Consider the following 12789-nt stretch of genomic DNA (forward strand, 5'->3'; position numbering starts at 1 on the left):
CAATATTTTGCTATTTTTTCAGGTTAATCGGGCCGTCGCTGGGACGTGAGTCGTCCTCATCAAAGACATCATCCTCATCCAATCCCCAATCATCCTCTGTGTCTGCACTAGGATTTTGGGGTACTTGGGCGCCACCCCCTGGAGGTATGGGATCTTGCGGGGGAACCAGCACTCGATACTCTGCATCGTAGACAGACTCTGTTTGTCCCACCCCCGACTTGCTGGGATCTCGATAGCCATAGGAGTATACTGAGCCAGCCCAAGACTTGCTTTTTGGTTCCTGCTTCGATTCGTAAGCCCTCGGATTTGCTGCTGGAACGTCATTTACCTGCGGTCGATCGGCAAAATCGCGATCGTCCCCCCAATCATCATCGCTGCCGCCAGAGACCGATTTTGAGCCATCTGAAACCCAATCATCTTCATCATCTGCGGCTTGAATAATTGTCGGTTGATTGTAATTCTTGGCAACAGCAGGGTTTGGAGTTTCTGGTTGGAAAGTCTGCGGAGTGTAGCCTGCCGGTGTCCCGTACTCAGTTCGATCGGAAGTTTGGCTATTTTCTGTCTCAAAATCGGGGTCAATCTCCTGTTTTCTGGGAGGAGGAGGAGGCGCGTAAGCTGTTCTCCTGTCTGCTGAGACAGCCTCACGGCTGCGAATGTTGCGCCCGCTGGGAGTTCGTGTTTGAGATAGGTAATTTGAAAAGGAAAGCAAAGCAGAAATCAATAAAGACGTGACAACTCCCGTCCCCATGCTGAGCAAAATCCAGATAGATAAGGGTAAAGCGGGCGATCGAATTCCCAAAAATACCAGCGATAATGCCGGCTCCACATTTTGTAAGGCAAAAATAGTTAGCCCTACCACAATCACGAGCAATAATACAGGACGCATATCAAATTTTAATTGGTAATGGGTAATTGGTAATGGGTAATTGGTAATGGGTAATTGGTAATGGGTAATTGGTAATTGGTAATGGGTAATTGGTAATTGGTAATGGGTAATTGGTAATGGGTAATTGGTAATGGGTAATTGGTAATTGGTAATGGGTAATTGGTAATTGGTAATTGGTAATTGGTAATTGGTAATTGGTAATGGGTAATGGTTATTGGTTATTGATTATTGATTATTGTCAACTATCAACTATCAACTATCAACTGCCAACTGCCAACTGCCAACTGCCAACTATCAACTATCAACTGCCAACTGCCAACTGCCAACTGCCAACTGCCAACTATCAACTATCAACTGCCAACTGCCAACTGCCAACTGCCAACTGACTACTCTTCTTCCTTCCAGCGTTTGAGAGGAACGCAATCAACCCCCAACTGATCTAAAGCCCGAGCCACAACAAAGTCTACCAAATCTTCAATAGTTTGCGGATTGTGATACCAAGCAGGAATCGCTGGCACTATTCTAGCTCCAGCTTCCGCCAACGTAGTTAAATTCCGCAGGTGAATCAAACTAAAAGGGGTTTCTCTAGGTACAAGTACCAATTTTCGCCCTTCCTTGAGCTGAACGTCGGCCGCTCTTTCGAGTAAATCCGAGCTCAAGCCAGCCGCCAACTTGCCTAGTGTACTCATGCTACAGGGAATAATCATCATCCCTTCGGTGCGAAACGATCCGCTAGCAATATTAGCACCAACATCTTGCCAGGGATGACACCGGAGTTTGCCAGAATTGGGTACTCCTGCTTGTTCTCGCCAGAATTCTTCTTGCAAAGTCGGTTCTGCGGGCATTCGGATGTTCTGTTCGCTTTGCCAAACTATGTAGGTAGATTTTGATGCTACCAGTTCGACGGCGCGATCGGCTTCCAACAGATATTTTAAAGTCCGCACGGCGTAAATCAGTCCCGATGCTCCAGTCACTCCTACAATCAGCGGGTAGTTATTTGTCATTTGTTATTTGTTAGTTGTTATTTGTTAGTTGTTATTTGTTAGTTATTAGTTGACTGTGGGAGCATCTCACCTTTTGCAAAAAAGCAATTTCTTCACAGTGCGAGCTTAAGAGCTCGCGAGTTGGATAGATCGCGAGCGGGGACAGCACTATAAAATCAAAACTGAGATGCTCCCGTTGACTGTTGACTGTTGTTAATTATTTTTGGATGATTTATGACTATAGTTTGCTCCCAATTTATCAATACTTAGTTGCTAGACAATGACAACTAAGTATTGAGGAAAATCAACTGTCAACTGTCAACTGTCAACTGTCAACTGTCAACTGTCAACTGTCACCTGACTATTCCTCATCATCAAAAGCTTGGCTGCCGCCGCCAACAGCAACTAAATCAATTTGTTGGCGGTAGTAGTCAACGCTCTTAACTTGAACTTCTACCCGATCGCCCAAACGGTACTGATTGCGGTTTTTGCGACCAACTAGAGTTTGCTGGCGCGATCGATATTCATACCAATCATCCTTCAGCGAAGAAACGTGCACCAACCCTTCAACTCGCAAAAGTTCACTTTCCGGCGGCCGCACCTCAATTTCCACAAAGAAACCGTAAGACTGCACCCCTGTAATCAAACCCTGGAAAGTTTGACCGGTGCGCTCTTTCATCAATCCAGTTTTCTTCAATCCCTGCAAATCGCTTTCGGCATCCTCAGCAACCCTTTCGCGTTCCGTCAGGTGTACCACCGCCGCTGCAAACTCTGTCTCAAACTCGTGGTGCAAGTCTGGCGGCAGGACATTCCAAGTAATTTGACCGTGACAGGAGGAATGGTGCAGGTTGACTTTTTCTTTCGCACGAGTTGTGCGGCTGCTGCGGCCTTGCTCTAACACAGCGTGCAACACCCGCAGCACCAGCAAATCGGCGTAGCGGGAAAGCGGCGAAGTGCAGCGCGTGTAGCCATCTGACAGGGCCAAACCGAAGTGCGGCTTGGGAGTTGTGCTGTAAACAGCGGGCTTCATCGTGTCTTCGAGCAGGTAGGTGAGAACTCTTTCGGACTTGAGGCCGGCAAACTGTTGGGTAAATCGCTGGAAGTCAAAGGGCAGAACTTCTTCCTCGTTTTCGAGATACAGTTCGCCTCCGAGGTTGTTGGAGAGTTTGATGAACTCTTGAATGTCTGCCGGATCTGGCATCGGTTGGACGCGGTAGATTGCTGGGACTCCCAAGGCTTGCAGGTGAGTGGCGACAGCTTCGTTGGCAAGTACGACCAACTCCGAGACAGCCGACTGGGCGGCGGGAGCCGTTGCAAAAGCTCCTAATTCGCCTTCGTCGTCGAAGTGAGAGTTAGCATCTGGCAAATTTAGTTCAAAAGCTCCCCGCTTGAGCCTCGCCTGTCTGGCAGCCTTTGAGGCTGCGGAGATTTGAGCGAGGAAAGGACGGAGGGCGGAGGATAAAGCGGGATCTTCGGCATCGGAGCCTGGTTCGATAATTGCTTGAGCTTGCTCGTAGGTTAGCTGGTAGTCAATGTGAATGACGCTGGTTTGAATTTCGTATTCTAGGAGTTCTCCTGATTCGTCTAGGGTGAGCATGATGCTGAATGCCAGCCGTTCGGTGTCTAGCAGCAGGGAGCAGCGCTCGTTGAGGAGTTCTGGCACTACGGCGATGATTTTTTCTCCCAAATGGGCTGCTGTGCCTCGTTTGCGGGCTTCGCGATCTAGGGGAGTTTCGGGCTGTACGTACTCGGCGGCGTCGGTGACGTGGATTCCAACTTGCCAGCCGCCGGACTTCAGACTTTCGATCGACAATGCGTGTTCTATTGGCGGATCTGAGAGGAATGAGGTGGGGTCAAACTCGTTTTCGGTTGCGTCGTCTGAGAAACTTTCCTGCTGAGTTTTCGGGGCATCATTTTCGCCGTTGGTTTCTATCGGTTCATTTCTGCTGAAGGTAACAGTCAAGATGTTCCGCAAATCTAGCCGTTTTTTGATGTCGGTTTTTTTGACTTTGCTGGGCAAATTTTCGGCTGCTTTGATGACGGCTGCGGGGAAGGAGCGCGGCAAGTCGTGCTTGCAGCATACGATGTCGAGGTCGTCGGCGGCTTCGGCGTCGGAACCGAGTACCTGTACTACTTTCCCGACTGGGCGGTGGGTTCCCAGGGGATAGCGTTTGACTTCGACGTGTACTAAATGGTCGATCGCCTCTTGGAGATTTGTACCGTTGGCGAGCAAGTCTAGTTCAAACAGCAGGCGATCGTCCAGGGGAATTGCTCTGTAGCTGACGCGGCCGGTCGGGGTGGCGGTTTGCTTGACTCGCGCCAGTACCGAGGGGTTAGCGCGTTCGAGGATCAGCATAACTTCGCCTTCGGGCGATCGGCGGCGGCTACCTTCTTTGATAATTTTCACTAAAACTCGATCGCCATTCCAAGCAGTCGAGAGGTGACTTTCCCGCACATAAACGTCTTCTGAACCTTCAGCATCTTGAATTGCAAAGCAAAATCCTTTGCTCGAACAGCGCAGTTTTGCTTCTACCACGTCATCTTCAGCTACTCGACGATAGCGGCCTTTGTCTTTGACTAATATGCCAATTTTCTCTAGAGCTTCTAATGCGATTTGAAGTTTGAGTTGACTGGTTTCATCATTGCAGTCGAGTTTTTTTTCTAGTGCTTTGGGAGCCACTAATTTGTCTTCTGTAAAATTTGCCAGCAGTGCAGCGATAGAAAATTCCATGTAGCGATCGATCCTCTTGTTTCCAGCAATTAGTCTAATTTTGGCGAAATCAGCCGCACCCTCTCTTGCCCTCGCTGTGCCTGCTTCCCAACAAATGCGCGGGTTAGTAGGTGGAGATACCAGCACAGTCGGTGCTACCCGTGCGCGGGGATTTTTTCAGATTATTTCCCCACACCAGCAGTCGCTAATTGTCTGCTGTCTGTCAGCAAATGACAGATGATGGTGCAGACAAATACCCCATACCCTATTCCCCAATACAATTTTTTAGCGTTGGTTCCTTTGCTTTTGGCTTGCAGCGCCGAGCTCTTCGCGAAGTAGAAAGCCCCTGTCGGTTCTTAAAAGATGACTCGATGCTGAAAGCGACGGGTTGAGTCCTGGATCGGGAGATGGAGAGATGCAGAGGGAGAAAATTTGCATTTGGGCCTCCTGCCTTTTTCCTTCTGCCTTTTTCCTGCTTTCTTCTGCTTTTTGAAGTGCCTCTTGCCTTGTGCTAAAGCCAAAGATTTTACCGTCTCAAGGCAAAATTGCTAGTAGCTCGCCGCTGCGATACCCCTGTTTTTGCAAGCGTTCTGCCCTTGCGGACGGAGGTGCAATTCAGGGTAGGGAGCAATCTGTGCTGTAGAAAGTGCAAGGTACACAAAACCGGAGACTTTTACTACTTTTGCCTAGTTGCTGTGTCATCTCCTATAGGTAGAAATGACGCCCGGTGCTTGTTAGCTTAAACCGCCGGATGTGGGATAGGGTTTAGTCGCGTGAAAGGTTGCGCGGATGATTCACCTTACATTTATTGTATGTTGAATATGTGCTTTCAGAAAAATGTTTTCTCTGGGTTGTACTAAACTTAAGTCATCAGCCCCTTCTGGTTTCGGGGTCAAAAAATTATGTTTGCTGAATTTCGCGCCCTTTATCCCGCTGGACAGTTGATCTGTGAGTTGCTGACTATTCATCACGGTAAGTTTGTGGTTCGCTGTCTGGTTCAGGTTGACGGCAAAACTCTCGCTACTGGTATGTCCGCTGCTGAGTCTGTTGAGGATGCTGAAGACCGCGCCCGATCGCGAGCGATTGCTGTCCTCGCATTTGCTGCTGCTCCGGCTCCGGTTGCTGCTGTTCCCGTTCCGGCTCCGGCTCCGGCTTCGGTTGCTGCTGTTCCCGTTCCGGCTCCGGTTGCTGTTGTTCCCGTTCCGGCTCCGGCTCCGGTTGTTCCCGTTCCCGTAGCCCCCCCTCCTGTTGTTCCCGTTCCCGTTGGGCCAGCCCTTGCTCCGCTTCCGGTTTTAGAAATGCCTGTTCCAGACAAAGTTGAAATACCACATCAAAGCAATTTTGTCAATAGGGAAACCAAATTAAATGCAGAGCCGACGATCGCACCTGTAGCGGAACCTTTGCCGCCAACAGTCGATTTACCTCCGGCGGTGGGATTTGTACCGAAGCAGTTAGACTCGGACGCTTGGCTGTCTTCCAGCTACGGCGAACCGCTTCCAGAATTGGAAGTGCCAAATACTAGCCAAAGCGAACTGTCGCAAGGTGCGGCCGAAGTCCGGGAATTGCAACCGATCGCGGTAGGAATTCCCAGCGATGCGATCGAAGATGATTCTGATACGATCGCCCAAATAGACGCAATTCTCAAACGGCTGCGATGGACAAAAAAACAGGAAACCGACTGTCTCGAACAAAATTATGGCAAGTCATCGCAGAGAGAACTTGCTAGCGAACAGTTGGCAGATTTCCTAGAATATCTAGAAATCTACAGCAGAACCACCGAAGAAATCAAGAGATTGGGATGGACAGCCAACCAAGGAAAAGATTATCTCAAACAAGGTTACGGCAAAGAAGCACGACATTTCTTAAATAGAGAAGAATTGTTCGACTTCCTGCAATATCTCGAATCTTTACCTTAACAATCAGGAAAATAGGTTTGTAGTGAGGACTTTAGTCCTTCTTTCTTGCAGGTTTGTAGTGAGGACTTCAGTCCTTCTTTCTTGCGGACTTTAGTGAATCACTATAAACTGTTTTTATTAACAGTAATTGAGCGGTTCATAAAAAATAAAAATTAAAAACAGGGAAATATTCTCCATTTTTAATTTTTAATTTACCAGTTCTGGACGAATTGAGGCCAAAGGGGGGGCATCTCAGTTTGGCATTTATAGTGCTGTCCCCGCTCGCGAGTTGTAGAATACGCGAGCGGGGACAGCACTATAAAAAAAAATGCTTTTTGCAAAGCTGAGATGCTTCCGGCCAAAGAAACCGGGTTTTTTACTTAATCTGTGGATTACAACGAAGGATTTTCGCAAAAAACCCGGTTTCTGACTACCCGTGCGTCTAGGACTATTTACGCCACAGCAGCGATCGGGCGGCTAGCAGAAGGACGGCGATCGATCACTTGATCGACCAAACCATAGTCCTTTGCTTCTTCAGCCGACATAAAGAAATCGCGTTCGGTATCTTCTTCAATGCGGGAAAGCGGCTGACCGGTATGATCTGCCAAAAATTGATTCAGGCGCTGTTTGTGGTACAAAATCTCTTTCGCCTGAATTTCAATATCGGTAGCTTGTCCTTGAGCTCCGCCCAGAGGTTGGTGGATCATAATCCGGGAGTGAGGCAAACTCATCCGCTTGCCTTTAGCGCCCGCACTCAGCAGAAAAGCGCCCATGCTGGCGGCCAAACCAAGACAAATAGTGCAAATGTCGGGGCGGATGTGGTTCATCGTGTCAAAAATGCCCATACCTGCTGTTACCGATCCGCCGGGGGAGTTGATATAGAGGTAAATATCTTTCTCCGGGTCTTCGGCGTCTAAAAATAGCAATTGGGCTACGATCAGGTTGGCTAAGTCGGAGTCAACCTGTTGGCCCAAGAAGACGATGCGATCGCGCAGGAGTCGCGAGTAAATGTCAAAGGCGCGTTCGCCGCGACCGGATTGTTCTATAACTGTTGGGATCATTGAACGGGCCTGCCTATTACGTATCTTTTTTTTATTTTAACGATTTGGGCTCATTTATAGTTAGGGTGCGCTGGCGGGCGATCGGCAAATCGCTAAAATCGTTGAGTTTGGCAGGGTTGGGCTGTTAATTTGTGGAAAATGTGTCGGGCGGGCGATCGGATTTCCGATCGGGCGGGCGATCGATCTTGAGGAAGCGGACATCAATCAATGTTAAATGTTGTTGTGCGGCGATCGGATCGTGGCGAGAAGTACGATCGCTTGTTCGCGGCTGACACTAGGGAAATGGTCGAGAAACTCGTTGAGCGAATCACCAGCTTCGAGATAATCAAGCAAAGTCTTCATCGGGACGCGAGTGCCGATAAAGACAGGAGTTCCGCCTAAAATGTCGGGGTCGCTATGAACGATCGGTATAGGTAATCTGGGGTTCATCATCGCTTACGTATTTTGAATATAGCCTTTTTCAGAAAGATGAGGTATGCCAAGATATGTTGGAACCTTTACAGCGTAAAGCTTTTCAGGTCAAGACTTGTACCTCGTGAATGTGAGAAAGGCTATATATCGATTTTAGTCGATCGGTCCGCAGTCAAGTATTCGTAGGGTGTGTCGCGATCGAAAATCCCTAAGAAAAGAGCGACAATCTCGATCGCGACGCACCTTACACAATCGTTCAACAAACAACCCAAAAAATTGTTGTGTAACAAGACTTTTTATAAATGGTATTTAGTTAAGACGGATTGACCCTGGGCCTGATATTTTAAGAACAGATCCCAAATGGGTGCCTTAACAGAAAAGAGTCACAGTTGGATAGTTTCATGAGCGCTCAATTTAAACTACTGACAGATCGATTAATTTTGCGTCCGCTCATTAGCGCAGATTTATCCTCAATCCAGGCTGCTGCTAGTGTTCGTCAGATTGCTGACACCATGATTTCAATTCCTCATCCCTATCCCGATGGCGAAGCTGAGCGATACATTGCTCGACAAAAGGCTGAGTTTGAAGCGGGGCATTCTGTCACCTTTGTCATGGAGCAGAGATTTGAAAAGAAGTTTAACGGAATCATTGAAATTCGAGACATTGAACGAGAGCATTCTCAGGCTGAATTGAGTTTTTGGTTGGCCGTTGAAGCGTGGGGACAGGGATATATGAGCGAAGCCTTAAAACCAGTGCTGCGATTTGGATTTGAAGAATTAGAACTCAATCGACTCTACGCTTACCACATGATTAGAAATCCAAGTTCCGGGCAAGTTTTGCGAAAAAATGGGCTTGTGTACGAAGGGATGCTGCGCCAACGAGTACGAAAATGGGGGATGTTTGAGGACGTGGCATTGTGGGCAATTTTGCGAAACGATTGGTGTGTTCCAGGGGTACAACAACTAGATGGAGCAGTCCTTTGAGGGTTTTTTAGTCGATCGTTTCCTCAAGCGGCTCATCGAAATCATCTGCCATGATAATCATACCTTCCATCGTTCCTGCAACACGACGCTTTTTCGGTGGTTTTTCTTGAGGAGATTTTTGAGCGTACTTCTCAATCAAAAACTCGATGTAATGAAGCACCTCTGTCTGAAAAGACTCTGGTAGTTCTTCTAATTTTTCTAAAATCACTGGCTGTATCATTGTTTCTTCTCCTTAGCTGTCTTCAGTAAAAACATTTTGGTAAAATTGAGAGTTACTGGTAGCGTGACTTCTTGGATTTTATCACCTCAATTACATTGTCGTGTCTTTGCCCTTCAATAATATCCTTAAGATGAATCTGTCCATTGACGTACTGAACGTGGATGCGCCAGCCTGAGACTTTATCAATATCAGCGCGATAAACTGCCTGCTTCACACCTTTAACTTTATGCAGTCTCGTTTTGGGAAATTGTCTCGTTCTGTGACATTCCTGGTCTTCAAGTTCTGCTAAAGCTTCCAGAAAACTAATCTTTAGCTCATCATCTGGCAAAATTTTCATAGCTTCGTAAATAATGCCATATTCATCGCATAGAGTAAGATTTTGTGCCATAACCAAGCTGATGATATCTAGGCAGTTTCTCGATCGCCCTGAAGTAGGTCTTGATACAAAGACTCTGCTACATCGTTATATGCTCGATCGAGTTCGTCGTGTAGAACTGCTCGAAAAAGAGTAAAAATAGCTTGCCCAAAAATAGGGTCTTCGTCAACCGCCAAAACCACTCTTAGTTTTTGAGAAATTCGTAGCGTATAAAGCGAAGACTCGTAACCATTCAGGTCTGACGATAGCGGGAGACGACGCAGCTTGCGATACACATTTGATTTTTGAGTAGGAAAAAGGCTGGCACAATAATTAATTTTTTGAATTACTGCGGCTTTCTCATCTTCATTTAGCAGCGCAATATCTTTCTCAAATTCCCTTGTTGACTCAATTAGAATATCCACGTTAAAAACCGTAAAAAAATATACAACTATTATACTACAAACAGCTTTTGACTGTCAAGACTCGTTGTTCACAACTTATCAACGAACTCACTTGTTTAACAAGCCACAATTCAAATTTTAATCACCCAACCTCGACGGTACATTCCATACAAAATCAACCACCAACACAATACCGCCGTCACTGCAAAAGCCAGAGAACCATTCAACGGCCCAGCCCAAGGCACAAACCAGTTTTCATAAATCCAAGTGTAAGTTGTTGGAGCAGTTTTACCAATGCCGATATGAGTTTTTAACAAAAGTCTAGCGACAATACCAGAGGCAACAAACAAGAAAATTGCATTCAATCCCATGATTTCAAACGGCCATCCCCATTTCCAATTTCGCACTTCTATTGTTTCGTAGCAAGCCGCTAGCAATAGCAACGCCCAACCAGCGGTAAAAACCACAAAGGAACTCGTCCACAATTGTTTGTTGATCGGAAATAAAAATCCCCACAAATGACCAATTACTAAGCAACACAATCCACTAATTACTAAATTTAAACTCGTCCGGGTTTTGATTGGCTGCACGCGCAGCCATTCCCCTGTAAAATAGCCAGACAAAACTGTGACAACTGCTGGTAACGTACTCAACAGTCCTTCAGGATCGAAGGGGCCGCCTTTGTAGAGGTGTTGGCTACCCAGAATTAGCCGATCGACATATCCACCCAAATATCCCTCTGGCGTCAGTGCGTATTCAGTGTACCCCCCTACAGCAAATACGAATAATACGCCCCAATAGCCTAAAAGCACCGCAACAGCGAGCAGTTTTTGATTGCGGGGGGAAAGGTTCAGAATCGCGATCGCACTAATTGCATACGCTAAACCGATGCGCTGCAATACTCCCATAATCCTGATTTTACCGAAATTTTCCACTGGGGCGCCGTTCAAAAGTACGTCAAGGGCGATCGAAGATGTATTTAGCAGCAATCCTAATACAAATAAAATCGCCGCCCGCCGCGCAATTCGCCAATAAATATTTGTTTCTATTTTTGTAGTAGTTTCAGTATATTTTGACAGCGAGAAGGACATCGCACAGCCAACGATGAACAGAAAAAAGGGAAATACCAAGTCTGTCGGGGTGCACCCGTGCCATTCTGCGTGATCTAGCGGCGGATACACCTGTTTCCAACTGCCGGGGTTGTTCACTAGAATCATTGAGGCGATCGCAATTCCGCGAAAAACATCAAGAGATTTTAATCGCATAAATTAAGTTATTTGTTCACTGTTCACTGTTCACTGTTCACTGTTCACTGTCTTAGCTGATGCCCATTTCCTAATTCTTTTCGGCCCAATTCCCTATGCCCCATGCCCCATGCCCCATGCCCCATGCCCCATGCCCCATGCCCCATGCCCCATGCCCTATATCTCTATCCCTTCCAGAGTCATAATCAGTGCATTCTTCATCAACATATCGCAGCGTTCTGCATAAAACAATGCAGCCTTATCATACTTGTTCACTTGCAAGACACGCATAAACATTTGCCTCGCTTGCGCGAATTGCTGCTGGTAGTGAAAAAAAATGCCCTGTTCAAAATCAGTTTGGGTTTTTCCTTTTAGTTCGATCATCATATCCGAATCGCCGTCATAAATCTCAAACACAGCCACCGGCGCTTGTTTTCCTTTTACTTGAACGCGATCGAGAAATCGGCACTTATAATGTTGGGGGTCGTCAATCCGGCACAAAGTCTGAACGCTAGCAACAATACCAACTCCATAAAGCTTTGTCAATCCTTCCACCCTAGAGGCTAAATTTACAGCATCAGAAATGACTGTACTTTCCATCCGTTCCGCCTCGCCAATAGTACCCAACATTAAAGTTCCAGTATGCAAGCCAATCCCTATAGAAATAGGTTTGTATCCACAATTTTGTCTGTGTTTGTTATAAATTTTAACTTGCTGCTGCATCTCTATTCCCGCTTGCACAGCATCTTCAGCACAGTTAGGAAACAAAGCCATAATCCCGTCGCCAATATATTTATCTATAAAACCGTTGTACTGGCGGATAACTGGGCCAACTCGGCTTAAGTAAGAGTTGAGAAATTCAAAATTTTCTCGGGGAGACATACTCTCTGACAAACTTGTAAATGAACGAATATCAGCAAACATAATCGTCATTTCTGCCTGTACAGAGTCTCCCAATCTGGCATCAACTATGCTTTCTCTTTGGAGGAATTTCAAAAATTCTTTGGGTACAAAGCGCGCTGACGCTGCTGCTATTTTTTCTAGTTCACTTTTGCTGGCTTCAATTTGAGTCAGGGCGCGAAATGCTCTGAGTGCTGTCACTACCGTGGTAAATAACTTTTTGTTTGTTAGTTCTGTTTTTGTTTTGTAATCATTAATATCGTAGCTGACAATTACTACATCTTCTGGCACTTGTCCTGGCTGTCCGGTACGCAAAATAATCCGTACTACTTGATTCTCTAAAATATCGCGGATGTACTTTACTACTTCCAAGCCTGCCTCTTCTGTTTCCATGACTACATCGAGTAAAATCAAGGCTATGTCTGGATGGGCTTCGATTATTTCTTTGGCTTCTTTACCTGAGTAAGCGCTGATAAATGCGATCGCTTTGTTTTCAAATATAAATTCATTTAAAGCGAGTTTTGTAATATTATGAATTTCTATTTCATCGTCTACAATCAATATTTTCCAACTGCCTGCGATCGGCTTGTCTTCCGTCTCGTCTTCGTCGGCAAATATTAATTCATCGTCGCCTGCCACTATTAATTCGTCATCGCCCGCAGCCAACACATTTTTACTAGCTTCTGACATTTATCGTTCTCCTAAATAGAATTATATTAAAACTGACAGTATAATAA

The 12789-nt window shown here is 46.3% G+C and carries 15 protein-coding genes; 4 read left to right on the forward strand and 11 right to left on the reverse strand.

Going from position 1 to position 12789, the window contains the following annotated elements; genetic code table 11:
- Positions 1-10: 10 nt before the first annotated feature.
- A complete protein-coding gene (locus JGK16_RS09595; protein ID WP_293186343.1) occupies positions 11-886 on the reverse strand; it encodes a LapA family protein in 876 nt (291 codons plus the stop codon).
- 200 nt (positions 887-1086) lie between these two features.
- On the opposite strand from JGK16_RS09595, the gene JGK16_RS09600 reads away from it, so the two are divergent.
- A complete protein-coding gene (locus JGK16_RS09600; RefSeq protein ID WP_293190359.1) occupies positions 1087-1272 on the forward strand; it encodes a restriction endonuclease in 186 nt (61 codons plus the stop codon).
- On the opposite strand, the gene JGK16_RS09605 is transcribed toward JGK16_RS09600, so the two are convergent.
- Together JGK16_RS09605 and JGK16_RS09610 are read right to left on the reverse strand one after the other, a co-directional pair.
- The gene (locus tag JGK16_RS09605; protein ID WP_293190357.1) at positions 1273-1890 is read right to left on the reverse strand and encodes a flavin prenyltransferase UbiX; all 618 of its coding nucleotides are present in this window, start codon (positions 1888-1890) and stop codon (positions 1273-1275) included.
- Positions 1891-2230: 340 nt separating this feature from the next.
- Entirely contained in the window at positions 2231-4600 is a 2370-nt protein-coding gene (locus JGK16_RS09610; RefSeq protein WP_293186356.1) for a ribonuclease R family protein, read from the reverse strand.
- A 188-nt stretch (positions 4601-4788) separates the two neighbouring features.
- On the opposite strand from JGK16_RS09610, the gene JGK16_RS09615 reads away from it, so the two are divergent.
- Positions 4789-4971, forward strand: coding sequence for a hypothetical protein (locus JGK16_RS09615; protein WP_293190355.1), 183 nt, complete (start codon positions 4789-4791; stop codon positions 4969-4971).
- Positions 4972-5481: 510 nt separating this feature from the next.
- Positions 5482-6495 (forward strand): hypothetical protein, encoded by a 1014-nt coding sequence (locus JGK16_RS09620; RefSeq protein ID WP_293190353.1) that lies wholly within the window; start codon positions 5482-5484, stop codon positions 6493-6495.
- A 431-nt stretch (positions 6496-6926) separates the two neighbouring features.
- On the opposite strand, the gene clpP is transcribed toward JGK16_RS09620, so the two are convergent.
- The 3 genes from clpP to JGK16_RS09635 are packed head-to-tail and all read right to left on the reverse strand — an operon-like array spanning position 6927 to position 7967.
- Entirely contained in the window at positions 6927-7559 is a 633-nt protein-coding gene (clpP, locus tag JGK16_RS09625) for an ATP-dependent Clp endopeptidase proteolytic subunit ClpP (protein WP_293149808.1), read from the reverse strand.
- Between the two features lie 36 nt (positions 7560-7595).
- Complete coding sequence (locus tag JGK16_RS09630; RefSeq protein ID WP_293190351.1) at positions 7596-7736, reverse strand: hypothetical protein; 141 nt, start codon at positions 7734-7736, stop codon at positions 7596-7598.
- 9 nt (positions 7737-7745) lie between these two features.
- Positions 7746-7967: a DUF433 domain-containing protein gene (locus JGK16_RS09635; RefSeq protein WP_293185633.1), complete on the reverse strand. Its 222-nt coding sequence runs from the start codon at positions 7965-7967 to the stop codon at positions 7746-7748.
- Positions 7968-8347: 380 nt separating this feature from the next.
- On the opposite strand from JGK16_RS09635, the gene JGK16_RS09640 reads away from it, so the two are divergent.
- Entirely contained in the window at positions 8348-8929 is a 582-nt protein-coding gene (locus JGK16_RS09640; RefSeq protein WP_293185635.1) for a GNAT family N-acetyltransferase, read from the forward strand.
- Between the two features lie 7 nt (positions 8930-8936).
- Here JGK16_RS09640 and JGK16_RS09645 read toward each other — a convergent pair whose 3' ends face one another.
- The 5 genes from JGK16_RS09645 to JGK16_RS09665 all read right to left on the reverse strand — a co-directional run bounded on the left by JGK16_RS09645 (position 8937) and on the right by JGK16_RS09665 (position 12742).
- A complete protein-coding gene (locus tag JGK16_RS09645) occupies positions 8937-9149 on the reverse strand; it encodes a DUF2281 domain-containing protein (RefSeq protein WP_293185637.1) in 213 nt (70 codons plus the stop codon).
- A gap of 52 nt (positions 9150-9201) precedes the next feature.
- The gene (locus JGK16_RS09650; RefSeq protein ID WP_293185639.1) at positions 9202-9537 is read right to left on the reverse strand and encodes a hypothetical protein; all 336 of its coding nucleotides are present in this window, start codon (positions 9535-9537) and stop codon (positions 9202-9204) included.
- Positions 9538-9554: 17 nt separating this feature from the next.
- The gene (locus JGK16_RS09655; protein ID WP_293185641.1) at positions 9555-9929 is read right to left on the reverse strand and encodes a hypothetical protein; all 375 of its coding nucleotides are present in this window, start codon (positions 9927-9929) and stop codon (positions 9555-9557) included.
- Between the two features lie 110 nt (positions 9930-10039).
- Positions 10040-11173 (reverse strand): DUF5009 domain-containing protein, encoded by a 1134-nt coding sequence (locus JGK16_RS09660; RefSeq protein ID WP_293190349.1) that lies wholly within the window; start codon positions 11171-11173, stop codon positions 10040-10042.
- A 156-nt stretch (positions 11174-11329) separates the two neighbouring features.
- Positions 11330-12742: an adenylate/guanylate cyclase domain-containing protein gene (locus JGK16_RS09665; RefSeq protein ID WP_293185645.1), complete on the reverse strand. Its 1413-nt coding sequence runs from the start codon at positions 12740-12742 to the stop codon at positions 11330-11332.
- Positions 12743-12789 lie beyond the last annotated feature (47 nt).

The organism is Microcoleus sp. PH2017_09_SFU_O_A (genome assembly GCF_020738625.1).
GTDB lineage: Bacteria > Cyanobacteriota > Cyanobacteriia > Cyanobacteriales > Microcoleaceae > Microcoleus.

Excerpts from the sequence above, each read along its gene's own strand:
- JGK16_RS09630 (WP_293190351.1), bottom strand. The coding sequence starts at position 7,736 with ATGTCCGCTTCCTCAAGATCGATCGCCCGCCCGATCGGAAATCCGATC.
- JGK16_RS09595 (WP_293186343.1), bottom strand. The coding sequence starts at position 886 with ATGCGTCCTGTATTATTGCTCGTGATTGTGGTAGGGCTAACTATTTTT.
- JGK16_RS09645 (WP_293185637.1), bottom strand. The coding sequence starts at position 9,149 with ATGATACAGCCAGTGATTTTAGAAAAATTAGAAGAACTACCAGAGTCT.
- JGK16_RS09665 (WP_293185645.1), bottom strand. The coding sequence starts at position 12,742 with ATGTCAGAAGCTAGTAAAAATGTGTTGGCTGCGGGCGATGACGAATTA.
- JGK16_RS09610 (WP_293186356.1), bottom strand. The coding sequence starts at position 4,600 with ATGGAATTTTCTATCGCTGCACTGCTGGCAAATTTTACAGAAGACAAA.
- JGK16_RS09605 (WP_293190357.1), bottom strand. The coding sequence starts at position 1,890 with ATGACAAATAACTACCCGCTGATTGTAGGAGTGACTGGAGCATCGGGA.
- JGK16_RS09650 (WP_293185639.1), bottom strand. The coding sequence starts at position 9,537 with ATGGCACAAAATCTTACTCTATGCGATGAATATGGCATTATTTACGAA.
- JGK16_RS09660 (WP_293190349.1), bottom strand. The coding sequence starts at position 11,173 with ATGCGATTAAAATCTCTTGATGTTTTTCGCGGAATTGCGATCGCCTCA.
- JGK16_RS09620 (WP_293190353.1), top strand. The coding sequence starts at position 5,482 with ATGTTTGCTGAATTTCGCGCCCTTTATCCCGCTGGACAGTTGATCTGT.
- JGK16_RS09640 (WP_293185635.1), top strand. The coding sequence starts at position 8,348 with ATGAGCGCTCAATTTAAACTACTGACAGATCGATTAATTTTGCGTCCG.
- JGK16_RS09600 (WP_293190359.1), top strand. The coding sequence starts at position 1,087 with ATGGGTAATGGTTATTGGTTATTGATTATTGATTATTGTCAACTATCA.
- JGK16_RS09635 (WP_293185633.1), bottom strand. The coding sequence starts at position 7,967 with ATGATGAACCCCAGATTACCTATACCGATCGTTCATAGCGACCCCGAC.